The organism is Curtobacterium phoenicis (assembly GCF_047238015.1).
GTDB lineage: Bacteria > Actinomycetota > Actinomycetes > Actinomycetales > Microbacteriaceae > Curtobacterium.
This window is the reverse complement of the sequence record NZ_JBDFLZ010000002.1, coordinates 1,605,029-1,629,412: the sequence shown is the minus strand read 5'-3', so window position 1 is coordinate 1,629,412 and position 24,384 is coordinate 1,605,029. Positions and strand designations below refer to the sequence as shown.

Sequence of the window (24,384 nt, the reverse complement as noted above, 5' to 3'; positions counted from 1 at the left end):
CCGGTGCCCGGAACGCTCCGCGCAGGTTCGCGCAGCGGATCGCGGCTCGGCCCGGGTGGCTTCGCGCAGCGGACCGTGCCGCGGCCCGCGCGGCTTCGCGCACCGGACCGTGCCGCGGGCCGCGCGGCGTAGCATCGCGGCATCGCAGGTCCGCCGAGGGAGTCGCCATGCCCGCACGGTTCGTGTACTGGATGAACGTGTCCGTCGACGGATTCATCGAGCGGGCGCCCGGTGAGCACGACGGCCCGGACGGCCCGGAGTGGGTGAGCATCGACGACGAGCTGCACCGCGAGTTCAACCGGCGTGCAGCAGCGATGGTGCTCTCGGTGGAGGGCCGGGTGGTGCGGGACATGATGGACCCGTACTGGCCGGACGCCCGCTCCGACGAGTCCCTGACCGAGGTCGAGCGCGAGTACGGCGAGATCTGGACCGCGCAGCCGAAGGTCCTCGTCTCGCGGACCCGGACGACCGCGGACCACGGCACGCGCGTGATCGGTTCGGACGGCCGGGCGATCGAGGAGCTCGCCCGCATCCGACAGGAAACCGAGGGCGATGTCGGGGTCGGTGGGGCGGACCTCGCCTCGCAGCTCTTCGATGCCGGGCTCATCGACGAGCTGATGCTGTTCACGCACCCCGCGGTGCTCGGCGGCGGACGGCCGCTGTTCGACCCGCCGCGGTCCGGCGAGCGGGCTCCGGTGCGGCTCGCGCTGCTCGAGGAGCAGCGGTTCACGAACGGTGTGGTCCTGCGGCGGTGGGATGTGCTGCGCGCGCGGTGACATGTTGTACACAGATCGCTGGCGATCGGTTGCCCCCCTTGCGATATCGTGTCTGCGAGCACGGAGGGGGTCCGCGTGGGGGATCTACAGGTCGACACGGCGTCACTCGATGCCCTGACACACGCCATGGCGCCGTTGCCGTGGTCAGTGCGCATGGACCGCTCGATCGCCGACCCGCGCGAGGACGCCCTCGGCTCTCCCATGGTCGCAGCTGCGCTCGGCGAGGCAGGGTCGACGATCACCGACCGCGGCGAGGTCCTCGCGGAGTCGCTGACGTCCATCGGGAAGTACCCCGCCCAGGTCGCGTTCCAGATCTCGTCGACCGAGGGTGAACTCGCGGCACAGCTGGACGGTCGCTGATGGCCTGGACGAACACGGATCCGGGGCAGGGCGATCCCGCTGCCGTCTCAGCGATCGCGGCATCTCGACGAGACAAGGCCGACGACCTCCGCGACACGGCACGATCGCTGCGTGTGCTGGCGCACGACGGTCAGACCGCTGACTGGCGGGGTCGCGCGAAGGAACCGTTCCAGGCGAACGTCGGCGCGTTCACCACTGATGTCGGCACCCTCGCCGTCGCTCTCGACGAGCAAGCGAGCGCTCTCGAGACCTACGCGACCGCACTGACCGCGATCCAGGAAGACCAGCGCGATCTCGAGACACGCCGCGCGTCCGCTGCCCAGGCGCTGACGGACGCGCAGGCAGCTGCGAGCAGTGCCAGGTCGGAGGCACAGGACGCCGCACGCTCGTCCGACAGCACACCCGAGCAGATCGCGAGCGCGAGCAGCATCGCGAACCGACGCGCCGACGACGTCAGCGACGCGGTGACCGAGGTCCGCAGCATCGACCTCGAGTGGGACGCGCTCGTCGAACGCCGCCGGGCAGCCGACCGCGCCTGCGCCGATGCGCTCGACGCCCGGGCTGCCAACGGCCTGCCGAAACGACTGACCGACTCGGACATCGCGAGTGCCACGCCGCTGACACTCCTGGCTCTGCTGCAGAGCATGAGCGCGGACGACGCCGCTGAGTTCCTCCGGAAGCACCCCGACGTGGCGGCCCGGATCGAGACCGCCGACCCGGGTGCCGTCCGCGCGTGGTGGGAATCCCTCGGGGCCGGTGACGACACACGCCTCTCGGCGGAGCAGTCGGCTCTGGTCGCTGCAGTCCCAGCGATCATCGGGGCGCTGAACGGCGTGCCGGCGCAGGCGCGGGTCGCCGCGAACCGGAGCCTCGCCGCCGACCGGCTCGAGGACGCGAAGGCTCGACTCGCCGCGCTGCAGCTCACCGAGGGCATCCTCGGGCAGGCGCTCGGCCACGGTACGAAGGCGAACCGTGACGAGATCGCCGCGCTGCAGCAGGAGATTGACTACCTCGAGGGCGTGGTCAAGCAACCCCCCGAGCACCAGCTGTACCTCTACGATCCGTCCCAGAAGCGGATCATCGAGATGTACGGCACGCCGGCGCCCGACACCAAGCACGTCATCACGTACGTGCCCGGGACGTTCAGCAACATGGAGGGGTTCTACAACGGCGGCATCCAACAGGTCGGCAAGTGGCTCCACGACAACATCACCGACGGAACGGTCGTCTTCGTCGCGAAGGACGGTGTGTTCCCCGGAGAGCAGACCGCAGGCGTCGGAGGCATCCAGGAGGCGAACGACCCCCAGTTCGCGCTCGGGCCGGCAGAGCGGCTTCGACAGCTCGCCGCCGGCATCAGCACGGATCCGAACATGACGAACGCCCTCACCACAGCCATCGGTCACAGCTGGGGAACGGCCAACATCACCACCTCGGAGACGCTCGGGGCCATGTACAACCAGGTGGACTCGCTCTCCGGCGCCGGCATGCCGCAGGACTGGAAGCCGAACGCCCTCACCGAGTACAAGGACTACTCCTACGTCGACATCTTGCAGGTCGGGCAGGCGACACGCCACGTGTGGGACGGCAACAATCCTCGCTGGAATCCGGCGTTCGAGCACGACGCCTATTACGGTCCGAAGCCGGACGACATCAACCCGTACGATTACGGGTACCTACTCGATGAACACAATCGGGTTGCACGCATCAATGACAACCGCGCTGTTCTCGACGACCTGAGATTGGACATCGCCCGATGAGCGCGAGAAACGTGGCAACACTCATGCTGAGTGCGACCCTTCTGCTCGCCCTCACTGCCTGCGCCGGAGGTCCCACCGTGTCTGAACAGCCGACATCAAACGCTTCGGTCGATCGTCAAGAGGCCGAGGAGCGGGTTTCAGACGTCCAACGCAGGATCATCGAGGCGTTCCCTTCTGGATCTGTGGCCGAGACCAAGACCGGGAGCTGGACGTTGTTGTCGTGTTCCGAGGGTGAGGTGCAATCCTCGATCGGCGCCGACCTGATCCTCGCCAAGTCCGTACCGGTGGACGCGACCTACAGCAGCATGATGCGCGGCCTCGAAGGTGATGGATACACGGCGGAGCGAGGGGAAACCTCACACGGACCACGCCTCGTCGTCACGGGGAAAAGGAACGATCAGTACTTCGTCTCGATCCTGAACGACACGAAGCGCGTCCAAATCTCTTCCTTCTCGCAATGTTTCCGCGGCACGCTCACCGACGGCTGACGTCTCAACCGGGGTCATGGGTGCGGATGGCCTCAATCATCGCGTTGAGCACGATGGCCGTGCTCCCGGTGGCTGCGTGCGCCGGTAACCCCGCCGGTGTAGCCCCCACCTCGAGGATGCCCATGCTCGAGACGCGCACCGACGCGGAGCACCACACTGCTGCCACGCAGCGTCAGATCATCGATGCCTTTCCGAGTGGTGCTGTCAGTGACACGAGCACAGGCGGCTGGGCCTTGCTCGACTGCTCGGAGAACGAGATACAGTCCTCGATCAGCGCGACCATGACACTCGCCCGGGCCGTCCCGATCGACGAGACCTACGACGCGATCACGCATGAAGTCGAGGCAGAGGGGTACCGAGGAGAACAGAGCACGACCGCACGCGGGACGCAGCTCGTCATCACGGGCGAGGCGAACGACCAGTACTTCGTCGCGATCGAGAACGACAAGAGACGCGTGCTGATCTCCTCCTTCTCGCAGTGCTTCCCGGGCTCGCTCGCCGATGGCTGACACGGCTCGACGACGTCGTCCGCGGGACCGGCTCGTGGCACTGCCCATCGCCGTCCTCTCGCTCGGGGTACTCGCGGCGTGCTCGGGAACGCACGGCTCAGAGCGGGACAGGGAGTCGACACCCCCGGACACCCGAGCGCAGGCGGAGGCTCGGACCGGAGCGCTCCAGCACCGCATCGTCGAGGCCTTCCCGGCCGGCTCGGTCGCGGAGGAGAACGACCGCCGATGGGTGCTGCTCTCGTGCTCGCAGGACGAGGTCCAGACCGCGGGAGGGGTCCACGTCACCCTCGCCACGCCGGTGGACGTCGACCAGACGTACGACGCGATCCTGCACGCGGTCGAGCCCGACGGCTACTCCCGTGCGCGTGACCGGACGCCGAAGGGAGCGGCGCGCCTGACCGTCACAGGCCCGGACGACGACCAGTACCTGGTCACGATCTACCGCGAGGACCGGGACGTCCGGATCTCGTCCTTCTCGCCGTGCTTCCCAGGGTCGCTCACGGACGGCTGACCAACGAGCGGCCGCCCGCGGAGGCCGGCGCCCGGCTGCGTGTCCCCGGTCAGCACGCACCCGCACGGCTCCGTGTGTGGATCCCGCGCAGGCTGTCCCCTCCTGCGCCGCCGGTCGGGCCGGCCGCAGTACGTTCGGCCCCGACCGCACGACGACGGGAGGTCCGACTGATGACCGTGCTGCTCCGGGACCGCCCCGGCGAGTGGACGTGGGCCCGGCGGAACGGCCTGTTCCTCGCGAACGCCACGGTGTTCCTGCTGTGCTTCGTCGGCATGGTGCTCGCGGGGTGGCGGGTGTCCGTGCACGACGCGCTCCTGCACGGTGCGGCCGTCGAGTCGCTCTGGGGGTTCCTCGCGAGCGGCGACTTCGCGGAGGCGACGTTCGAGAACTGGGAGAGCGAGTTCCTCCAGATGGGGTCGTACGTGGTGCTCACGACGTTCCTCTTCCAGAAGGGGTCGAGCGAGTCGAAGCCCCTCGACGGCGACGCGGACCAGGACGCCGATCCACGCGATCGGTCGGACGACCGCCGCGCTCCGTGGCCGGTCCGTCGCGGCGGGGTGGCGCTCGTGCTGTACGAAAACTCGCTGCTGCTCCTCTTCGCCGTGCTCTTCCTCGGCAGCGTCGTCGGGCACGTCATCGGCGGTGCCGCGGCCTACAACGAGGAGCAGGTCGAGCACGGCGGCTCGGTGGTGACCGCGTGGCAGTACCTGGGGACGTCCCAGTTCTGGTTCGAGTCGATGCAGAACTGGCAGTCCGAGTTCCTCGTGATCACCGTGATGGTGGTCGCGACGGTCTGGCTGCGCCAGCGGGGTTCGAGCCAGTCCAAGCCGGTGGCGGCACCGGACAGCGAGACCGGCGACTGAGACCCGACTCGGCCCGCGGGGCGGGTGGTCGAGCGGGCGCGCTGTGCCCCGCACGACCCCACCCCGTCAGTTCGCCAGCAGGAACGCCGCGAACCGGTCGATCGTCCGGAGCGCCGCCGGACTGCCCTCGTCGTTGAGGTGCCCGTGGAACGTCCCCGGCTCGACCGCGTACGTCACCGGGACGCCGGCGGCTCGGAGCTCCTCGGCGAAGGCCGCACCGCTCGCCCGCAGGTCGTCCCGCTCGGAGTCGACGATGCAGGTCGGCGGGAAGCCGGTGAGGTCCGCTCCACCGGCGAACACCCCGTCGGTGGCACCGGCTGCGTGGTTGGCGTTCATCCTGCTGACGGACTCGGGCGTGAACCGGCGAGCCGGATCGACACCCTCCATCGCCGCCGCGAGCTCGTCGGACAGCGGCGGCAGCTCCGCGTGCACGGTCGGGTACGCGAGCAGCACCTGCCGCGGCGCTGCCCCGTCGGCGACGAGCCGGAGCGCGGCCGAGGCGGTGATGGAGGCCCCCGCGCTCGCTCCCCCGATCGCCCAGTCCCGGCCGCCGGTGTCAAGGGACGCATCGGCGCGGACGGCGGCGAGGACGTGCCGCACCTCGTCCTGCGGCACCGGGAAGTGGACGCCGTCCGGGCGCTCGTCGCTCGGTGCGAGGCGGTACTCGACCTCGACGGTCGTGACGCCGCGGGCAGCGAGCTCACGGGCGGTCTGCACGGACTCGGGCATGTCGAGGTCGCCGAACATGAAGCCGCCACCGTGCGACCAGACGAGCGCGGCGCGCGCGGGGCCGTCGGTCGTGTGGACCCGGATGCGCAGCGGCCCGTGGGGTCCGTCGAGGGTGCGTTCGGTCGTCGTCATGTCGTGTCGTCCTCGTCACGTCGGGCCGCGGGTCGGCGGCGGTGCGTGCCGTCACGGTACCGGACGACGACGGCGCGCTGCGCCGGCAGCGGGCGGTCTGGAGGCGCGGTGCAGGTGAGCAGGTCCGCGCACCGGCACCGCGTACCGGCGCCGCGTACCGGCCTGGAGGCGCGGTGCAGGTGAGCAGGTCCGCGCACCGGCACCGCGCCTTCAGGCCGTCACGCCGCGACGCGGCCGCTGCGCGCCCGCAGCAGACCGGCGACGACGATGCCGGCCGCGAGCGCCGTCAGGAGGATCCCGGAGACCGTGAGCCCGTCCTGGAAGGCGGCGTGCCGAGCCGCGGACCACGCGCCGGCCGTGATGCTCCCGGGGACGAGCGCGGCGAGGACCGTCCCGACGACCGCGGTGCCGGCGCCGGTCGCGACCTCGCTCGACGTGTCGACCAGGGCCGCGCCGATCGAGGTCCGGTCCGCCGGGAGGCCGTGCAGGACGTCGTTGCCGGCGACCGCTCCGACGACCCGCATGCCCGCACCGACGAGGACGAGGGCGACCGCGATCCACGCGTACCCGGCACGGCCGCCGAGCGCTGCGACCGCGAGCCCCGCGACGATCGCGCTGGAGCTCGTCCATGCGGCGGTGCCGGTGCCCACCCGCTCGACGAAGGGGCCGACGAACCGTCCCCCGACGAGCAGGACGACGATCATCGGGAGCATCGCGATCGCGGCGATGGACGGCGCCCAGCCCCACACGAACTGGAGCTGCAGGGTCGTCAGGTAGGTGAGGCCGGACACCGCGAGGCCCGCGGCGGCCTTGTACGCCAGGCCGCTCGCGACCAGGGGCCGGGCGAGCAGGGCGAGGTCGAGGAGCGGACGGGCCGCCGCCCGCTCCCGCCACACGAACGTCCCCGCGGCGACGATCGTGGCGACGAGGGCTGCGCTGCCGACGGCGGGCCCGGCCTCGACGTACGCGGTCGGGGTGAGGAGTGCCCCGACGAGCGTGACGGTGCCGAGGACGGCTCCGCCGACGTCGATGCGGTCGGGGTGGAGGTCCTCCGTGCGGTCGGCCGCGATGCCCGCGCGGATCCCCACGATCGCGAGCAGGGCGACCGGCACGTCGACGAGCAGCAGGGCCTGCCACGGCACAACCGCGAGGGCGAAGCCGCCCACGGTCGGACCGACCGCGTAGCCCACGAGTCCGGCCGTCGAGATGACGGTGAGGGCGCGGATGCGGAGGTCCTGTCGGTCGAACAGGCGGAACGCGAGCGCCATCGATCCGGGCGTCGTCATCGCGGCGGCGAGGCCGGTGACCGCGCGGACGGCGATGAGTTCGGCAGGGGTCTGCACGAGGGCGGAGGCGGCGCTCGCGACGGCGAGCAGGACGAGTCCCGCGAGCATCACCCGGCGGCGGCCGAAGCGGTCGGCCACGGCGCCGAAGAGGAGCATGGTGGCGCCGAACACGACCGAGTAGGCGCTGGTCACCCACTGGAGGCCGACGGTCGAGGCGTGGAGTTCGCGGCCGATGGTCGGCAGGGCGACGGTGAGGACGGCGTTGTCGAGCATCTCGAACAGGAACACCGCGGACAGGCCGGCGAGGGCGAGCCAGGCGTCACGGAGGCGGGCGGGTGCAGTGGGCCCAGTGTGGGCGGTGATGGTGGACTCGGGTGTGCTGGACACCGGTACTCCTTCGTCGTGAAGAAGTAGCGGCCCGTTCGGTGCCGTGTCCGTGCGCCCTTCCGGGCGGTTTTCCCTCTGGGGCGAGTGTCACACGCCGCTCGCCCCGGCGCAACCTTGGGGTCAGCGCAGCCTCCGGGTCAGGGGGTCGTCGTGGACTCCTTGCTGAACTGCTGCACGAGCTCGCGCTTGAGCACCTTGCCGCTCGGCCCCAGCGGCAGTGCGTCGAGGACGTGCACCACGCGTGGGTACTTGTAGGCGGCGATCTCCGCGGCCACCATGTCGATCAGCTCCTGCGGCGTGACCGTCGCGCCGGCACGGAGCACGACCGCGGCCTCGACCTCTTGTCCGTGCTGCTCGTGCGGCGTGCCGAACACGGCGGCCATCGCGACGTCGGGGTGCCGGGCGAGGACCTCCTCGACCTGACGCGGGTACACGTTGTACCCGTTGCGGATGATCATGTCCTTCGTGCGGTCGACGATCGTCAGGTAGCCGTCGTCGTCCTTCGTGCCGAGGTCACCGGTCCGGAACCAGCCGTCGACGATCGCGGCCGCGGTGTCCTCCGGGCGGTCGAGGTAGCCGTTCATGAGGTTGTGGCCGCGGATGACGAGCTCACCGATCTGCCCGTGCGGGAGCATCACGATGCGGTCCTGCGTCTCCGGGTCGGCGATCTCCACGTCGACGCCCCACACCGGGGTGCCGATCGTGCCGGGCCGCGGTGTCGTCCCGACGTGGTTGAACGACGCGACCGGCGAGGTCTCGGTGAGGCCGTAGCCCTCGTGCACGGGGGCGTCGAACACCTGCTGGAACTTCTCGAGTACGGCGAGCGGCAGGGACGCCCCACCCGAGATCGCGTACCGGAGCGGCGGCCGGGCGTCGTTTCGGGTGGCAGCGTCCAGGAGCGCCATGTACATCGTCGGCACGCCCATGAACACCCCGGTCCGGTGCTCGACCATCGCCGCGAGGGCGCCGTCGCCGTCGAACTTCGGGAGCAGGACGATCGTCGCGCCGACGCGGAAGCCCGTGTTCATCGTGCAGGTCTGGCCGAACGTGTGGAACAGCGGGAGCGCGCCGAGCAGGACGTCGCCGCGGTGCAGGTCGAACGTGCTGAGCAGGTTCGTGTTCGCCTGCTCGAGCAGGGCGAAGTGCGAGCCCTCTGCGCCCTTCGGGTGGCCGGTGGTACCGCTCGTGTAGAGGATCGTGGCGGTGTCGAACGGGTCACGGGGGACGTAGGTGTCGAGCGGTTCGGCGGCCTGCGCGAGGTCCTCGAGCCGGTCGGGCGCGTCGGTCGCGGCCTGCGCGTCGGCTCCCGCGGCCGGCGGAGCCAGGACCGTGACGACGTCGACCCCGGCGAGGGCCGCACCCGCCGCACCCTCACCGAGGAGCGGTGCCGCGCACACGAGCAGCGAGACGTCGGCGTCGCGCAGCACGTACTCGATCTCGCCGCGCTTCAGGAGCGCGTGCACCGGGACGACGACGGCGCCGAGGGCGAGGGTGGCGTAGTAGACGCGGGGGAAGTCCTCGACGTTGGGGACGAGCATCGCGACCCGCGAGCCCTCCCGGATGCCACGGGCCCGGAGTGCGCCCGCGTACCCGAGCGTCTGCGACCACAGGTCGGCGTAGGTGGTGCGCCGGTCACCGACCACCACGGCGACGTCGTCCGGGAACCGGTGCGCCGACTCGGCGAGGATCGCGGCGACCGAGGCGGTGGCCTGGGAACGGCGGGGGCTGTGCTGGGTGTCGGTCATGCCGGTCTCTCATCTCCGTCGACGCAACGTGTGGCCCGATCCTACGGCCGCTGCTCGGGCGGTGTTCCGCTGCCGGCACCTCCGCGGGCGCGTCGCAGGGTCTCGCTCGGCGACTCGCCGAACCGCTCGGCGTAGTTCGCGGCGAAGCGGCCGAAGTGGCCGAACCGCCACCGTCGGGCGACGTCCCGGACGTGCGTGCCCGGCTCGGCGAAGCGCAGGTCCGTCCGCGCACCGTCGAGCCGTTCAGCCCGGAGCCGTTCCATCGGGGTCTCGTCGAACCGCCGGCGGAACGCGCTCTGCAGCCCGCGTTCGCTCAGCCCGACCGCGGCCGCGATGTCGCGCAGGACGATCGCGTCCGCGGCGTGCTCGTGCATCCAGTGCGCGGCACGCAGTGCGGCCGAGGGCGGTTCCTCCGCGTCCGGGGCGACCAGCGGGAACGCGTCGACGACCGATGCGGCGATCTCGGCGTTCAGGGCGTCGCGGCGGGCTCCGTCGACCTGCTCGTCGGTCAGCGCGGCGGCGCGGCTGCGGAGGATCGCGCGGAGGGGACCGAGCGCGGACGCGATGTCCGGCTGCTGGCCGAACACGAGCGGCCCGTGCACGACCTGGGCACGCCGGGCGAGCGCCTGACGGAGGATCCGGTCGGACAGGTGGAGCATCGTGATCTTGCGGGTGTCCGCGGTGAACCGGTACGGCACGGACGCCGACAGCACCACGGGGTGTCCGGGCTCGGCCGTGAGCACCGCACCGTCGGTGCAGTCCTCGATGGTGGCGGTGCCGTCACCGATCCAGAAGACGATGTGGTCCGGGCGGGGGTCGAGCCGGCCGGAGCGCGTGCCCTCGACCTCGGCGCCACGCATCGACACGTCGGCGTCCCCGGCTCCGACGTACGTGTAGGCCTCGAGCGCGCCGCCGACGCCGCCGACGATCCCGTACGTGCGGTCGATCTCGGGGCTGCGGTTCTCGCTGATGGTCTCGACGCGGAAGCGGCGGAAGGACTGTGTGCCCTCCTCCGGTGCGGTCGATCCCATGTGGGCATCATGGCAGGTCGTCCACCGTCGGAGCGAGCGACGCCCCGACGCGGCGCGCACGCCTCGGGACGGCGATGCGCACCGAACCCGTCGCGTGCAACCGGTTGGCGTGACGCTGCCCGCGGCGGCGGGAGGTGGTCGGCCGGACGCTTCCGGCGGGCCGGAACGCGACCGGGCGACGGACGGGAGGCCCGTGACCGCGCCGCCACGCGCCTCCCGTCCGTCTCCGCTCGCGTGCTCAGCCGCCGCGACGAGGTGACCCGACTGCCAGCGGCGGCCCGGACGGTAGCGTCGTCCTGTGCGCGTCGATCCTCCCGTCCCCCCGTTCGGCACCACGATCCCCGGCGTGGAGCACCGCTCGGTCGAGGCGGGCGGACTGCGCTGGCACCTCGTGACGGCCGGGCACGGCCCGACGGTCGTGCTCGCCGCCGGCTACCCACAGAGCTGGTGGGCCTGGCGTCACGTGATCCCCCTGCTCGCGCCGCACCACACGGTGATCGCGATCGACCTGCCGGGTCAGGGGGACTCCGACGCGTCCCCCGTCGGGTACGACTCGTGGACCGTCGCAGGACTCGTCACCGAGCTGCTCGACGCCCTCGGCCTCGAGCGGGTCACCTACGTCGGGCACGACGTCGGCGCCTGGGTCGGCTTCGCGCTCGGTCACCGCAGTCCGGAACGGCTCGACGCGCTCGCACTCGTCGACGGGAACATCGCCGGAGTCAACCTCGACCTCGACGACGACGGCGGGTACGGCGGATGGCACTTCGTCTTCCAGCGCGTTCCCGAGCTCCCCGAAGCCATGCTCGTCGGCCACGAACGCCGCGTCATCGAGTGGTTCTCGACACGCATGACCCGCCACCGGAACGATGTCGTACACACCGAGGCCGACCTCGACGAGTACGAACGCGCATACTCGCGGCCGTCATCGCTGCGGGGGATGCTCGAGTACTACCGGGCGGTCCCGGTGAACGCCGAGTCCGCGACGACGCACGCCGGTCCGCTGGGCATGCCGGTCCTCGCGATCGTCGGCGACCGATCGGGGTCGACCGAGCTCCCCGAGGCGTTGGCGAGCCGTGCTGCCGACCTGACCTCCGTGGTCCTCGCCGACACCGGGCACTACGTCCCGGAGGAACGGCCCACCGAGGTGGCCGCGGCGATCACGGCGCTCGTCGCCCGTGCATCCGCCCCCGGAGCGGCCTGACCGACCAGCACCGGCTCCGGGCCGACGGCGCGGACCTCGTCAGGACCACGGGTGCCGTCCAGGGCACGATGCGCGTCCGCCGGCTGGCCGGCCGACGCGCCGGATCACCCGCGCCGAGGAATCTGCCACCTACGGCGCCGGCGCCAACCGGTAGAGCACCTGCGGACGCCCCCGGCGCCCGTACCGGTGCGCGAGGTCGATGGCGCCCGTAGCGACCAGGTGGTCGAGGTACCGACGGGCAGTCGCCCGTGAGGTGCCGGTCGCGGCCGCGACCTCGTCGGCCGACAGCGCGACCGCGGGGTCGAGCGCCGCGACGACCCGTTCGAGTGTCGGGGCGCTCACGCCCTTGGGCAGCCGCTGCCCGGACGGGTCCGAGGTGGAACGCGCGGGGACGGCGACGCGCACCGAACCCGTGGCGAGCAACCGGTCGACGTCACCCTGGCCCATCGGCACGTCCCGGTGCGCGGTGTCCCGACCGCGACGCTCCGCGGCGTAGGTGCCCAGCCGGTCCTGCAGGGCCTCGCGGTCGAACGGCTTCATGAGGTACCCGACCGGGTGCGCTGCGAGCGCCTGTCGGACGGTGACCTGGTCGCGCGACGAGCTGACGACGAGGACGTCGGTGGCCTCGACACCGGCGAGACGCATGCGGTGCAGGACCTCGACACCGCTGATGTCGGGCAGGCGCATGTCGAGCAGCACGAGGTCGACGCCGTGCTCGACGTGGGCCAGTGCGGCGCTGCCGGAGGCCGCCGCACCCACGACCTCGAACCCCTCGGTCGCGGCGACCCACCGGACGTGCAGTGCGCGGGCACCGGCGTCGTCGTCGACGACGAGCACCCGGATCGGCGGCGTCACCTTCGCACCGCCATCTCGACGTCCAGCCGTGCCCCGCCGAGCGATGCCGAGCGCCCGACCACCACCGAGCCTCCGCGGTCGGTCGCGGTGCGTCGCACGACCGCGAGGCCGACGCCGCGCCCGAGGCCGGTGTCGTCGACCTTCGACGACCACCCGTGCCCGAGCACCCGGTGGGCGTCCGTCGGGTCGATGCCGGGGCCGTCGTCCTCGACGGAGACCGCCACCACGTCGCCCCGGGTGCCGATCGTGCAGCGCACCCGTGCCGCGCCGGCCTCGGCGGCGTTCCGGCACAGGTTCGCCACCACGAGCAGCACCTCGTCGTCGAGCACGACGTCGTCGGCGACCCGCAGCTCGAGCGTGGCTCCGTGCGCTTCCACCTCGGACCGCACCGCCTCGATCGTGGCGGTCGCCACGGCACCCCGTCGTGGAGACCCGGCACCGCCCCCGCTCGTCAGCCCGGGCGCCACCGCGTCGATGTAGGCGAGCGCGTCCGGACCGTCTCCGTGCGCCACGAGCCCGCGCACGACGTGCAGACGGGTCCCGAACTCGTGCGCCTGCTCGCGGAGCGCGTCGGTCGTCCGCCGCACCTGCCGGCTCTCCGCATCGACGGCGTCCGCGCGCCGCAGCCGTCGTGCGATCCCGAGCGAGAGCAGCACGCTCGCGAGCGTCGCCACGACGAGGGCGCCCGTGCTCCACGGCAGCAGCGCGCCGAACGCCCGTGCACGGTCGGCAGCGATCGTCGACTCGAGGACGCCGACCGCGACGACCCCGACCACCTCGCCGTCGTCGACGATCGGCACCTTCGCGCGCAGGGTCGGGCCGGACGGTCCCGTCTCGGTGCCGACGAACCGATCGCCCGCGAGCACGGGCGCGATCGTCGTCTCGACGAGCGCACCGCGCTCCGACGGGTCGGGGTGCGTGATGCGCACGCCCTCGTCGTCCGTGACCACGACGTAGGACACTCCCGAGGCACCCTCGACGAGGGAGGCGATCGGCTGCAGCGACGCCGTCGCCGATGCAAGACCGTCGGCATCGGCGAGCGCACCGGGAGCCCCGGTGTCGACGACCGACGCGACGGCGGCACGGACCTCCGGCAGGTCGGCGAGGTTCGACGCGACACCGGACACCTGGTCGACGACGGACGCGCGGATGCTCTGCTCCTGCACGGCCGCGGCGACCCCGGTGGTCACGCCCGTCGCGGCCAGCACGATGATGCTCGGCAGTGCGAGCACGGCGATGCGCCCGGGTCGGGTGACGGGCGGTCTGCGCACCGTGGTCCCCTCTCCGGTCGTCGTGAGCGTCAATGAGCACAACTCCGCCGCCCGATCCCGCTCCGGACGGTGGCTGCCATCGTACTTCTCGACCTGCGCCACGACGACGTGTGCAGGAGGGAGTCATCCATGACAGAGCAGTCAGCACCGGCGGTGCCCGGACGGCCACAGGGCCGCCGCGTCGTCGCCCGCGCGGTCGGCGCGGCCGTCGCGGCCGTCTCCATCGGTGTCGCGGCCTTCGGGTCCATCACCTCAGCCGCGGCCGGCGGCGACCCCACCACCTCGGTCACGATCGTCGCGCCCGCTGCCGCTGGCGGCGGGTGGGACGGTGTCGCGCGGTCGATGCAGCAGGCGCAGCGCGCGAACGGCATCGTGAACTCGGTGCAGGTCGTCAACATGCCGGGCGCCGGCGGCACGATCGCGCTCGGCAACGTCGCGCGGCTCGAGGGCCAGACGGACACGCTGCTCGTGGGCGGGACCGGCCTGCTCGCCGCCGAGGTCCAGTTCGGGTCCGCCGTGACCCACGACGACATCACGCCCCTCGCGGTCACCGTCGAGGAGTACGACGTCATCGTCGTCCCCGCCGACTCCCCCTACGAGACACTCGACGACCTCGTCGAGGCCTGGCGCGCGCGGCCCGGCTCCGTTCCGTGGACGGGCGGCGGCTCGTTCGACCAGCTCGTCGTCACCGATCTCGCCGTCTCGGCCGGGCTCGACCCGGCCGACACGAACTACATCCCCTCGGACGGCGGCGGCGAGGCCATCCAGGCACTGCTGAACGGCACCGCCGCGGCGGCCTCCGGCGGCTACCCCGACAACATCGACCAGATCGAGACGGGCCGCCTGCGGGCACTCGCACTCGTGGCGCAGCAGCCGGTCCAGGGCATCGACATCCCCACCGCGGTCGACCAGGGGTACGACGTGACGCTGACCAACTGGCGCATGATCGCCGCTCCGGGCGGACTCGACGAGACCGAACGGACGCAGCTCACGGGCATCGTACGCGACACCCTGCGGACGCCCGAGTGGCGCGACGCGATGGACCGGTACCACTGGACGGAGCGGATCATCACGGGCGACGACCTCGATGCGTTCATCGTCGAGGAACGGCAACGCATCCAGGGGCTCTACGAGGAGTTGGGCCGATGACGCGTCCGAGCAACCCCACGTCGTCGTCCGCGGTCGTCGGACAGCGTCTCACGCTCCGCGCCGACCCCGGCCGTGTCGCCGAGGTGGCGAAGGAGCTCACGACGCCGGCGCTCTTCACAACCTTCGCGGTGTACCTGATCGTCGGGATCGTGACGATGGAGGTGCCCGCCGGCACCGCGTTCCCGGGGCCCGCGGTGTTCCCCGGGCTCGTCGCCGCGGCACTCCTGCTGCTGGCGGGCCTGCTCGTCGTCCGGTCCGTCCGACAGCTGCGGCACGGCCCGGACGGAACCCGAGCCGCGGCGAGCGCAGCAGCACCCGCCGTGGCTGCACCGGCCCCGGCCGCGCCCGCCGCCGCCGGCCCGGCGGACACCGTCGTCGCCGAACAGGCGGAGCCGGAGCGGTCGGTCCGCGTCGACTGGCGCTCACTGGCCTGGGTCGTGGTGTCGTTCGCCGCGTTCGCGCTGCTGTTGGACGTGCTCGGCTGGATCGTCGGCGCCGGCCTGCTGTTCCTCGGCGTCGCCAAGGGCCTCGGCGCCCCCGGTTGGCTCCGCCCGCTCGTCGTCGGCCTGACCGTGGCAGCGCTCAGCTACATCGCCTTCGACATGGTGCTCGACCTGTCGCTGCCCTCGGGCATCGTCGGATGGAGGTTCTGACATGGACGTGCTCGGTCTCCTCGGCGAGGGCTTCGCCGGCGCGCTGACACCCGCCAACCTGCTCTGGGTCGTCGTCGGCTGCCTCCTCGGCACCGCCGTCGGCGTGCTCCCCGGACTCGGGTCGTCGATGGCGGTGGCGCTGCTCCTGCCCGTGACGTTCTCGCTCGACCCGACGGCGGCGTTCATCATGTTCGCCGGCGTCTACTTCGGTGGCCTCTTCGGCGACTCGACGATGGGCATCCTGATGAACACGCCGGGGCAGGCCTCGGCCATCGCGTCGACGTTCGAGGGCCACAGGATGGCGCTGAACGGTCGGGCGGCACAGGCGCTCGCGACCGCGGCGATCGGCGCGTTCGTCGGCGGCATGGTCGCGTCGGTCCTCGTCGTGTTCCTCGCACCGGCGCTCGCGACGTTCTCGTCGAGCTTCGGACCGGCCGAGTTCTTCGCGCTCGCGCTCTTCGCGTTCGTGACGACGTCGTCGGTCGTGACCGACGACCCGCTCAAGGGCCTCGGGTCGCTGTGCCTCGGCCTCGGCATCGCGGTGATCGGCGTCGACGGCATCTCCGGCGCGCCCCGCTTCACGATGGGTGTGCCGGAGCTGTTCGACGGCATCTCGCTCGTCACCGTGACCGTCGCGATCCTCGCGCTCGGCGAGGTCATCCACGTCGCCTGCCTCGCCCGGCACCTGCAGGACGGGAAGATGGTGCAGGCCACCGGCCGCCCGTGGCTGTCGCGCAGGGAGCTGCGCGAAGCGGCACCCGCCTGGCTGCGCGGCACCGTGATCGGGCTGCCGTTCGGCGTCGTCCCCGCCGGCGGCTCCGAGATCCCGACGTTCCTCGCGTTCGGCCTGGAGAAGCGGCTCGACGCGCGACGGAAGGACCCGCAGTTCGGACGCGGGGCGATCCGGGGCCTCGCCGCTCCCGAGGCGGCCGGCAACTCGACGACGGGGATGGCGATGGGCGCGCTGCTGTCACTCGGCCTCCCGGTGTCGGCGACCGCCGCGATCATGCTCGCCGCCTTCCGGCAGTACGGTCTGCAGCCCGGCCCGCTGCTGTTCGACCGGTCCCCCGACCTCGTCTGGGCGCTGCTCGCGTCGTTCTTCATCGCGATGGTGGTGCTGCTCATCATCAACCTGCCGTTCGCGATGCTCTGGGCGAAGCTGCTCCGCATCCCGCGGGCGTACCTCTACGCCGGTATCGCGGTGTTCTGCGGCCTCGGCATCTACGCCACGAGCGGCTCGGTGTTCGACCTGCTCATGCTGCTCGGCATCGGCATCGTCGGCTTCCTGATGCGGGCGCTCGACGTGCCGCTCGCACCGCTCGTGATCGGCATGGTGCTCGGCCCGCTCGCGGAGACCAGCCTGCGTGACGCGGCGCTGAGCGCCGACGGCGACTTCTCGGTGCTCGTCGCGGGGCCGATCCCGATCGTGCTGTACGCCGTGCTCGCCGTCGTCCTCGCGCTCACGGTGCGGAGCCGCGTCATCGCGCGACGCGCGCGATGACGGGAGGCAGCGGTCCGGTGACGTGGGCGGGCCGCCCTCCAGGACACGTGACCGGATGACGGACGGGAGGCTCGTGGCGGCGCCGTCAACAGCCCCCCGTCCCCCGGTGCGGCGCCCTGCGCTGGCACTCCCCCGTTGCTGCCGCCCGAAACGGGCTCGGTACCCGGCGGGCGACGTGCTCGGCGGACGCCAGCGGCCGAGCCCCGGCGAGAAGAGCCCCGGCGAGAAGAGCCCCGACGAGAAGAGCCCCGACGGGATCCCGTCGGGGCTCTTCGATGCGGTGCGGTGGGCTGTCTTAAGAACCTCCAGAGCCTTGAGGGGACGCGGGCGTCCGTCGGTCGATAGGAGCCCGTATCCCCTCACGCGCACCTCGCTATCCTCTGACGCAGGCGGCTAGACGGGCGAAGCGGCTCTGATCGGGCATTCCTTTGCGGGAGAACCGTGCTGCCACGCGCGGCACAGCAGCCTGCGACAGGCAACGGCTCACCGTGGGACCGTCAGTGTTCGGCCGCCGCGGTCGCCCACGAACCGGCGTCCGCAGTGGCGCGAATCGGCGCTCTCCCGATGACGTTCGACCGCCACCGTCAGTGATGCTCGCGAGCGTGCACCCCATGGGGGGCTGAGGCTGAGCACCCGTCACCTCTAAGCTCGCAATATGGGGTTCTCAGTGAAGATGGCGCCCGGCGTTCGAGTTCGAGTGTCAAGCCGTGGGGTGCGCACGAGTGTCGGTCCGCGCGCTGCGCGACTTCACATCGGCGCTGGGGCAACCAGGTTCTCCTCCGGTGTGGGGCCCGTGACGTACTCGACGAGTCTGGGGGTAGGGCGGCGCAGTTCCTCCGGGAGCTTGACGCGATCTGTTGCGGCTTCGAGTCGTGCCGAAGCTGCCGAACAGCTCGTGGATGTCTACACGCGGATCGCCGCCCTGCACCATGAGACGTTTCGGCCTGCCGCGCGCCTGACCGAACCGCCCGCAGCTCCCGTGTACGAGGCAGATATCCTGAAGCGAATGCAGAAGGAGAAGCTGAAGGGCGTCAGCGTGTTCGCGCGCGCACGCCGGCGAGAGGCTCTTGCCGACGCCGCGGTCGAATCTCAACACGAGGTCACCGTGCGCCGGAACGAGAACGAACGACAGCAGCGAGCACGCCAGGCGCAGCTCGACGACGATTGGGCCCGACTCGTCGACAATGACTCCCAAACGGTCATGGCCACCCTCGCCGCTGCGTTCGAAGACAACGATGCGACAGCGGCGCCCCTCGGCATCTCCGGCGACGAAGCGACTCTGGTCGTCATCGTGCCCGCGGCGTCAGGAATGCCGCAGAAGAAATCAGACGTCACCCCAACGGGTCGGCCAACGATCAAGGCAGTGCCGAAGAAGGAGGCTGCCAATTGGCACAAGATCGCGGTCGCAGGCTGCGTTCTTGTCACGATGAAAGAAGCGTTCGCGGTCGCGCCTGGCCTGCGGAGCGTGCGCATCGTCGCAACGACGATGCCGACGCCTGACGCATACGGGAATCGGAAGCCAGAAGTGCTCGTCGCCGCACAGTTCGAGCGGAGCCGGCTGGACGGGGTGAAGTGGACGTCGGTCGACTCCATTCGCATCCTGAACGACGTGAGCAGCGAGCTGCAGCTCAAACAGGTCGGAGTGACAAAGGCCCTCGCGCCACTGATGATGGACGATGAGCCAGACCTGCAGGCCCTTCTCGCGGTCATCGACTTCGAGGAGCTGGGCAAATGAGCACGGCCCGTCCGCAACAGGTCGAGCCCAACCGTGGCGCGTCCGCCTTCGACCTGGACCTTGACGAAGCCAACTCGGAGATTGATCGCGCACGAGTGTCCGCAGCCGCGGTGCCCGCATTCGACTCCTATGACGAGGAGCTGAGCGACGAGGCTGGAGAGGTTCACAAGAGCCTCGACGGCGATGAAGTCGTCGTGACGTGGGAGCCTCGCAGCAGCGGCGACCGAATCGAAATGATGCGATTCAACCCAACCACTCACCTCGCTCGGATCTTTCCCCGAGCACGCGGAGGGGCGCTATACGAGAACCCCTTCGAACGCGTGTCCGAGCTGCAGTTGTTTATGCCGAAGTGGATGGACACGCCCCCGACTGAAGTAAGCGATCTCAACTTCCTCGTCCGCCTGCAGGGTCTGCCGCGCGGATTCAACCCCGTATTCGTGTATGGCCTCGGCATTAGCCGCCCCTACCGAGGGATCATTCAAGAAATCGAAACGGAATCTGCCTGCACCGTGGTGCGTCTCACCCTCGACGGTTCCGAAGGCGCGCATGGTGAACGATTCGACATCACGGTGGACCGATTCGAACGTTTCCGACAGGCGGTCGAACGAACGAAAGGTCGCGCGGCGACTGCGGCGAACCGCGTCATCGAAGCGGAGCAGCGTAACTCCGTCAACGATCTCTTCGGGAAGGTCGCCGCCACACCCAAGTTCGGGAACAATCCGACCATTCGCGCGTTCACCGAGGAGGCGGCAACAGGTTACGTCACCAACGCCGCTGATAGGTCTGCGCTCGTCGACGAGGTTGCCCGCCAAGCACCCGCCGTCGCACAGGAGAATCCCGAACGCTTCGGGAAGCTGCGCGAAGACATCGAGCTGGTGTCCCTCGAGACCCTCATCGAGCAGTACGGGAGGGGACTGACGGGCGCACGAGCGAAGGACGAAGCGCACTGGCAATCGTTCTTCATGACGAACCCGTTCTCACTGCAGCAGATCTTCTCCGCTCCGATCCTCATCGTCGGCGAGCAAATCCACGTGCAAGGAACGAATCCTCTCGGTGGCGAGAGCCGAATCACAGACTTCCTCTGCGTGAACGCCGTGACCCGCTCAGCGATCGCGGTCGAGATTAAGACGCCTGCCACGAAGCTGATGACAGCGACGCAATACCGCGGGGAGGGCGCTGCGCGCGTCTACCCGACGCACAAGGAGCTCAGCGGAGCAGTCGCGCAGGTGCAAGCGCAGATGGAATCCGTGATGCATGAGCTCAAGGATCATCCGAGTTTCGGCGCAATCGACAAGTGGCACGTGAGCGGTGCAGTCGTGATTGGAACGGTCAGCTCCCTGAGTTCCGAGCAGAATGAATCCTTCCTCCGGTTCCGGGAGGGCCTCGGAAAGGTTCAAGTCATAGGATTCGACGAGATCAGTGAACGACTCAAGCATCTACACACGCTTCTCTCAGACCCTGGCGCACGCAGCACAGCGTCGTAGCTGGCCAAGCCGTGACCGATGCATCATCCGGAGAATCGCGCTTTGAGCGCCGCGCTCGTCATCGTGTGGAACGTCGGACGCGCGTTCGCCCCCGAACCAGGGTTCCCGCGGCTCATGCCTCCCCTCGCCATTCGAGGGGAGGCTGCGGCACGCTCTGAGGCTGGAATGTCCGAGGCCGCAGGTATTCTGTTGCTGTGACAAACGCGGCAACCCCTTCGACTCCGAGCATGCTTGCGTCCGGACCGGATGACGGAGTTCCGACTCTCTCAACCCTCTCTGCCACTTATGAACCGCAGCACCATCAGCTCTACTACGACTTGCTCAACTCCGCGATCGAGCATCCGTCAAGCCGGAACATTGCGCTCACGGGCCCGTACGGTTCGGGCAAGAGCAGCGTGCTCGAGAAGCTCCGAGTCGACCACACCGACCGCATCGTCAGTATTTCGCTTTCCACGATCGCTCCTGACCTTTCCGATGAGAGCGACGAGCCCACGGTCTCCGCCAGATCGAACCTGATTCAGAAAGAGATAGTCAAGCAACTGCTGTACCGGCTCGCTCCTCAGCGTGTCCCCCGCTCCCGCTTCCGACGTGCAACAGTGCAGCCGCACCTGCTCGACTTCCTGAAAGCGACCGTCGTCGGCGGAGTCATCTTCCTCATCGCCGAGGTTCTCGGACTGGTCAGCACGGTGGCGGCGATGCTCGCGCCGGCGAACAGTATCCTCGCAGCCGCCGTAGCACGTGGGGTCATCGCAGCGTTCTGCATCGGCGCGACCTGGATCGTCTTCCGAGTAGCCCAGGCCCGGCCGCATCTTGATGCCGCATTGCGAGCCGGTCCCGCCACTGTCAACCTCTCCCGCACCTCGAACTACTTCGATGAGTACCTCGATGAAATCGTCTACTTCTTCGAATCCAGCAAACGCGATATCGTTGTCATTGAAGACATCGACCGCTTCGATGACGCTCGAGTATTCGACACGTTTCGAGCATTGAACAACCTTCTCAACGAGTCCGAACAAATCGGCAGGCGCATCGTTTTCGTGTATGCGATCCGGGACAGCATCTTCGAAACTATCGGCACCAGCGCCGCCCCGACCGGAACAAGAAGCGAAACGCATTCAGATGCAAAAGACCGGGCCGTGGCAACACTGGAACACGCAAGCCGGACGAAGTTCTTCGATGCCATCATTCCAATCGTGCCGTTCGTCAGCGGCGACAACGCACGTGATGTCATGACCGACGCGATGACCAGCCCCGACTTCGCCATCAACCCGGCACTCATCCGCGTCGCCGCCCGCCACGTCCCCGACATGCGCCTAATACGCAATCTGAGGAACGAGTTCGAGGTGTACCGCCGCCGTCTGATTCTCACTCCGGATCGCTTGCCGGGAATTGACGACGACCTCGTCTTCGCAATCGTAGTTTTCAAAAACACACATGCATCCGATTTCGAGGCCATTCAGAAAAAGGCAAGCAGTCTTGACACCCTGTACGCGGTATGGCGAGAACTCGTTCGACAAAACGTCCGCAAGCAGACAACGGTGATCAACAACCTGCGAAATCGGCAACGGAACGGGCCGCAGACCAGAGTCGTCGAACGCCTCGCACAAAAGTACGAAGAATTCATCGATGACCTTACCTCATCGGCCAATGTCGACGGCGGCCGCTACACAACGACAGTCGAGTCGGTTGGCCCGCTGACGACCGGTACCATTCTCGATGCAGCCGCATGGAGGGAGCTCACCTCCGGAACACCACAGAGGGTGACTCTCCGGAGTTCAAGAACAGGTTGGACCATCGACCTGCAATTCACAGCGGACCAATTGAGGAGCCGTCTGGGGCTGAACGTCGACCCCGACGCGGGAGTCAATGACGAGACGCTTGAGCAGTACCGCGCCGCGGAAGCGGACCTTGAGTTCCTCCACCACCACACCTGGGAGCAACTCAGCGCCCGGGATGACCTCACAGTCGACCTTTCCGCGCTCAAAATGGTACCCGCGGGCGCCAATGACCTCGGTCCGATGAGCTTCCGAACTGCCGTCAACACCATCCTCGAGTCTGAACTCGCAAAGGAACTCGTTCAACGTGGCTTCATCGATTCACACTTCGCGTTGTACTCCTCCACGTTCTACGGCGGTCACGTCAGCCAAGATGCTATGGAGTACATCCGCCGGAGCATCGAGCCCGGCGAGTCGGACGCATCTTTCTCGCTTCTACCAGAAGACGTGCGCCAAATCCTCACCGAGCAGGACGCCACGGACAGCGATACGGCAGAGTTCTTCACCGACCCGAGCGTTTTCAACGTCAGCATCGTCAACTACTTGATCGAGCATCGCGAGGGCGCGGCTCGCACCGTTGCTCGTCGCCTCGCCCGAGCACAGGACGTCGAACTCGACTTCTTGGAAACGTATATCCGCGAAGGACAGAAACCTGATCGGCTTCTCGAACTGATGACGCCGGAGTGGTCGAACGCTTTGAACTTCGTAGCGAGATCGGGATCGATCCGTACCGAGGACCGCATCCCTTACATCAACATCGTCCTCGCGAACGCTACCGTCGAGACAACGGGCCTCGATGAGCACACCGCCGCGGTCATCAGCGACGCTTACAGCTCCATGTCCTCCATCACGCATCCATCGAATGCGGCCGCGGCACACACGGTGCTGACACTGCTCGACCGCGCTCACATTCGGTTGACAACTCTGAAGCCGCTATCCAAGACAGCCCGCCGCGAGGCGCTTCGGCTCCGCATGTTCCCGCTCACTCCCCAGAACCTTCGTCTCCTGCACCCTGAGGGCCCAATCGGTCTCGACACACTTCGAGCTGACGAAGATCTCTACCGCTACGTGTTGGACAACCTTGACACCTACCTTGACATTGCCCACAGTCGCCGCCGAGAAATCGGCGCGGTGGCGAGCAGCCAGAACTTCATCGCAGTCCTGACAGATCTCTCTCCGATGGCTAGCGTTGAGCAACTCAATCGGACTGTCGCGTCCACGCCGAGGGCCTTCACTGTCGACTCGCTGGCCGCTGTGCCCGCAAACTCATGGCCCGCGCTGGCCCACCATCGACGCATCCCTCCGACTTACACGAACGTGCGCAGCTACATCGACGAGCACGGCCTCGACCATCATCTTGGGCGGATCTTCGGACGGCGCCGAGTCGTCATCGACGGTCTGAAACAAGATCGAGCAGAGCGGTCGGCGCTCGCGATCGAGCTCATCAACGCGGCAACGGCGATTCCGTCAACCGCACTTCGTGTCGCGCTCGCGAAAAGTCTGAAGCCCGACCTGCTTGCACCCGTTGACGTCCAGCCAGAGCCAGGAGACCTCGTCGCCCGCCTCCTGAGCAATAAGCTTCTTCCCGACACCGCCGCGACCTTCGAACCGCGGCTGATGACCGACTGGGCCACACTCGAGGCGACCATGGCGAAATCAAAGGAACTTGCATCCTTTATCACCCCCGAGATCCTGCCGACCGAGCGCGTTGCCCCCGCGCTCCGGAGCCCTGCCGTCCCGTTTGAAACGAAGCAGGCGGTAGTCAAGGCCCTACCGGACTGGCTGAGCGCAGCCAAGCCAAGACACGCGGAAGACATTGCGCGCGCTCTACAGGAACACAGTTGGAGATTGCCGCCCAACCTCATCCTTGCCCTACAGACCGCGGGCACCTCGACGCAGAGCCTGATGCCGATCATCGCTCAAAGCGAGGACAAGGTCGACATTGACGACCTCCGCGAAGTCCTCCGAGGGTTCGGCGCCAACTGGACACGGGTCGCGGATGGAGGTCGCGGTCGACCCACCTTCGAAGTCACGGAACCCAACCGACAGGTGCTGCAACGTCTGGTAGGCAGAACTATCAAAGCGGTCGAAGACCAAGCATTCAAGTCTGGGCCGCTGCTCGTCGCACCGCTGCGTTAACCCCTCTGGGGGTCCTCGATCGCGTCAGATTACGGCTTCGGTGTCCG

Annotated in this window: 20 protein-coding genes; 14 read left to right on the top strand and 6 right to left on the bottom strand. The window is 69.1% G+C overall.

The window, feature by feature from the left end; all coding sequences use genetic code 11:
• Positions 1 to 167: 167 nt before the first annotated feature.
• From ABC270_RS08010 to ABC270_RS07980, 7 genes are all read left to right on the top strand, one after another.
• Positions 168 to 776 carry a dihydrofolate reductase family protein gene (locus tag ABC270_RS08010; RefSeq protein ID WP_412880292.1) on the top strand — a complete coding sequence of 203 codons (609 nt, stop codon included), beginning with the start codon at positions 168 to 170 and terminating at the stop codon, positions 774 to 776.
• Positions 777 to 851: 75 nt separating this feature from the next.
• On the top strand, positions 852 to 1,136 hold the full coding sequence (locus ABC270_RS08005) for a hypothetical protein (RefSeq protein ID WP_412880291.1): 285 nt from the start codon (positions 852 to 854) through the stop codon (positions 1,134 to 1,136).
• The gene (locus ABC270_RS08000) at positions 1,136 to 2,893 is read left to right on the top strand and encodes a hypothetical protein (RefSeq protein ID WP_412880290.1); all 1,758 of its coding nucleotides are present in this window, start codon (positions 1,136 to 1,138) and stop codon (positions 2,891 to 2,893) included. The genes ABC270_RS08005 and ABC270_RS08000 overlap by 1 nt, the downstream gene beginning before the upstream one ends.
• An 11-nt stretch (positions 2,894 to 2,904) precedes the next feature.
• The gene (locus ABC270_RS07995) at positions 2,905 to 3,381 is read left to right on the top strand and encodes a hypothetical protein (protein ID WP_412880289.1); all 477 of its coding nucleotides are present in this window, start codon (positions 2,905 to 2,907) and stop codon (positions 3,379 to 3,381) included.
• A gap of 122 nt (positions 3,382 to 3,503) precedes the next feature.
• A complete protein-coding gene (locus ABC270_RS07990) occupies positions 3,504 to 3,890 on the top strand; it encodes a hypothetical protein (RefSeq protein WP_412880288.1) in 387 nt (128 codons plus the stop codon).
• 34 nt (positions 3,891 to 3,924) lie between these two features.
• Positions 3,925 to 4,401 (top strand): hypothetical protein, encoded by a 477-nt coding sequence (locus tag ABC270_RS07985; protein ID WP_412880287.1) that lies wholly within the window; start codon positions 3,925 to 3,927, stop codon positions 4,399 to 4,401.
• 170 nt (positions 4,402 to 4,571) lie between these two features.
• On the top strand, positions 4,572 to 5,264 hold the full coding sequence (locus ABC270_RS07980; protein WP_412880286.1) for a DUF6766 family protein: 693 nt from the start codon (positions 4,572 to 4,574) through the stop codon (positions 5,262 to 5,264).
• 66 nt (positions 5,265 to 5,330) lie between these two features.
• On the opposite strand, the gene ABC270_RS07975 is transcribed toward ABC270_RS07980, so the two are convergent.
• The 4 genes from ABC270_RS07975 to ABC270_RS07960 all read right to left on the bottom strand — a co-directional run bounded on the left by ABC270_RS07975 (position 5,331) and on the right by ABC270_RS07960 (position 10,574).
• A complete protein-coding gene (locus ABC270_RS07975) occupies positions 5,331 to 6,125 on the bottom strand; it encodes an alpha/beta hydrolase (protein WP_412880285.1) in 795 nt (264 codons plus the stop codon).
• 218 nt (positions 6,126 to 6,343) lie between these two features.
• Positions 6,344 to 7,798, bottom strand: a complete 1,455-nt coding sequence (locus tag ABC270_RS07970; protein ID WP_412880284.1) for an MFS transporter — start codon at positions 7,796 to 7,798, stop codon at positions 6,344 to 6,346.
• A gap of 137 nt (positions 7,799 to 7,935) precedes the next feature.
• The gene (locus ABC270_RS07965) at positions 7,936 to 9,543 is read right to left on the bottom strand and encodes a long-chain-fatty-acid--CoA ligase (RefSeq protein ID WP_412880283.1); all 1,608 of its coding nucleotides are present in this window, start codon (positions 9,541 to 9,543) and stop codon (positions 7,936 to 7,938) included.
• A gap of 41 nt (positions 9,544 to 9,584) precedes the next feature.
• A complete protein-coding gene (locus tag ABC270_RS07960) occupies positions 9,585 to 10,574 on the bottom strand; it encodes a helix-turn-helix transcriptional regulator (protein WP_412880282.1) in 990 nt (329 codons plus the stop codon).
• 298 nt (positions 10,575 to 10,872) lie between these two features.
• Here ABC270_RS07960 and ABC270_RS07955 point away from each other — a divergent pair, with 298 nt between their 5' ends.
• Complete coding sequence (locus ABC270_RS07955) at positions 10,873 to 11,775, top strand: alpha/beta fold hydrolase (protein WP_412880281.1); 903 nt, start codon at positions 10,873 to 10,875, stop codon at positions 11,773 to 11,775.
• Positions 11,776 to 11,904: 129 nt separating this feature from the next.
• On the opposite strand, the gene ABC270_RS07950 is transcribed toward ABC270_RS07955, so the two are convergent.
• Both ABC270_RS07950 and ABC270_RS07945 read right to left on the bottom strand, forming a co-directional pair.
• A complete protein-coding gene (locus ABC270_RS07950; protein WP_412880280.1) occupies positions 11,905 to 12,630 on the bottom strand; it encodes a response regulator in 726 nt (241 codons plus the stop codon).
• On the bottom strand, positions 12,627 to 13,901 hold the full coding sequence (locus ABC270_RS07945) for an ATP-binding protein (RefSeq protein ID WP_412880279.1): 1,275 nt from the start codon (positions 13,899 to 13,901) through the stop codon (positions 12,627 to 12,629). The genes ABC270_RS07950 and ABC270_RS07945 overlap by 4 nt, the downstream gene beginning before the upstream one ends.
• 129 nt (positions 13,902 to 14,030) lie before the next feature.
• On the opposite strand from ABC270_RS07945, the gene ABC270_RS07940 reads away from it, so the two are divergent.
• The 6 genes from ABC270_RS07940 (at position 14,031) to ABC270_RS07915 (ending at position 24,337) form a co-directional block, all read left to right on the top strand.
• The gene (locus ABC270_RS07940; protein ID WP_412880278.1) at positions 14,031 to 15,050 is read left to right on the top strand and encodes a tripartite tricarboxylate transporter substrate binding protein; all 1,020 of its coding nucleotides are present in this window, start codon (positions 14,031 to 14,033) and stop codon (positions 15,048 to 15,050) included.
• Positions 15,047 to 15,703 (top strand): tripartite tricarboxylate transporter TctB family protein, encoded by a 657-nt coding sequence (locus tag ABC270_RS07935; RefSeq protein WP_412880277.1) that lies wholly within the window; start codon positions 15,047 to 15,049, stop codon positions 15,701 to 15,703. The genes ABC270_RS07940 and ABC270_RS07935 overlap by 4 nt, the downstream gene beginning before the upstream one ends.
• A 1-nt stretch (position 15,704) precedes the next feature.
• A complete protein-coding gene (locus ABC270_RS07930) occupies positions 15,705 to 17,204 on the top strand; it encodes a tripartite tricarboxylate transporter permease (protein ID WP_412880276.1) in 1,500 nt (499 codons plus the stop codon).
• 1,006 nt (positions 17,205 to 18,210) lie between these two features.
• A complete protein-coding gene (locus ABC270_RS07925) occupies positions 18,211 to 18,939 on the top strand; it encodes a hypothetical protein (RefSeq protein ID WP_412880275.1) in 729 nt (242 codons plus the stop codon).
• Positions 18,936 to 20,423 carry a Shedu anti-phage system protein SduA domain-containing protein gene (locus ABC270_RS07920; protein WP_412880274.1) on the top strand — a complete coding sequence of 496 codons (1,488 nt, stop codon included), beginning with the start codon at positions 18,936 to 18,938 and terminating at the stop codon, positions 20,421 to 20,423. Before ABC270_RS07925 ends, ABC270_RS07920 begins: the two co-directional genes overlap by 4 nt.
• A gap of 227 nt (positions 20,424 to 20,650) precedes the next feature.
• Positions 20,651 to 24,337 carry a YobI family P-loop NTPase gene (locus ABC270_RS07915; protein ID WP_412880273.1) on the top strand — a complete coding sequence of 1,229 codons (3,687 nt, stop codon included), beginning with the start codon at positions 20,651 to 20,653 and terminating at the stop codon, positions 24,335 to 24,337.
• Positions 24,338 to 24,384 lie beyond the last annotated feature (47 nt).

What these genes read in the sequence shown, in the direction of transcription:
- ABC270_RS08010 (WP_412880292.1), top strand. Translation starts at nt 168, where the DNA reads ATGCCCGCACGGTTCGTGTACTGGATGAACGTGTCCGTCGACGGATTC.
- ABC270_RS08000 (WP_412880290.1), top strand. Translation starts at nt 1,136, where the DNA reads ATGGCCTGGACGAACACGGATCCGGGGCAGGGCGATCCCGCTGCCGTC.
- ABC270_RS07990 (WP_412880288.1), top strand. Translation starts at nt 3,504, where the DNA reads ATGCTCGAGACGCGCACCGACGCGGAGCACCACACTGCTGCCACGCAG.
- ABC270_RS07980 (WP_412880286.1), top strand. Translation starts at nt 4,572, where the DNA reads ATGACCGTGCTGCTCCGGGACCGCCCCGGCGAGTGGACGTGGGCCCGG.
- ABC270_RS07975 (WP_412880285.1), bottom strand. Translation starts at nt 6,125, where the DNA reads ATGACGACGACCGAACGCACCCTCGACGGACCCCACGGGCCGCTGCGC.
- ABC270_RS07965 (WP_412880283.1), bottom strand. Translation starts at nt 9,543, where the DNA reads ATGACCGACACCCAGCACAGCCCCCGCCGTTCCCAGGCCACCGCCTCG.
- ABC270_RS07960 (WP_412880282.1), bottom strand. Translation starts at nt 10,574, where the DNA reads ATGGGATCGACCGCACCGGAGGAGGGCACACAGTCCTTCCGCCGCTTC.
- ABC270_RS07940 (WP_412880278.1), top strand. Translation starts at nt 14,031, where the DNA reads ATGACAGAGCAGTCAGCACCGGCGGTGCCCGGACGGCCACAGGGCCGC.
- ABC270_RS07935 (WP_412880277.1), top strand. Translation starts at nt 15,047, where the DNA reads ATGACGCGTCCGAGCAACCCCACGTCGTCGTCCGCGGTCGTCGGACAG.
- ABC270_RS07930 (WP_412880276.1), top strand. Translation starts at nt 15,705, where the DNA reads ATGGACGTGCTCGGTCTCCTCGGCGAGGGCTTCGCCGGCGCGCTGACA.
- ABC270_RS07925 (WP_412880275.1), top strand. Translation starts at nt 18,211, where the DNA reads ATGCAGAAGGAGAAGCTGAAGGGCGTCAGCGTGTTCGCGCGCGCACGC.
- ABC270_RS07920 (WP_412880274.1), top strand. Translation starts at nt 18,936, where the DNA reads ATGAGCACGGCCCGTCCGCAACAGGTCGAGCCCAACCGTGGCGCGTCC.
- ABC270_RS07915 (WP_412880273.1), top strand. Translation starts at nt 20,651, where the DNA reads ATGCTTGCGTCCGGACCGGATGACGGAGTTCCGACTCTCTCAACCCTC.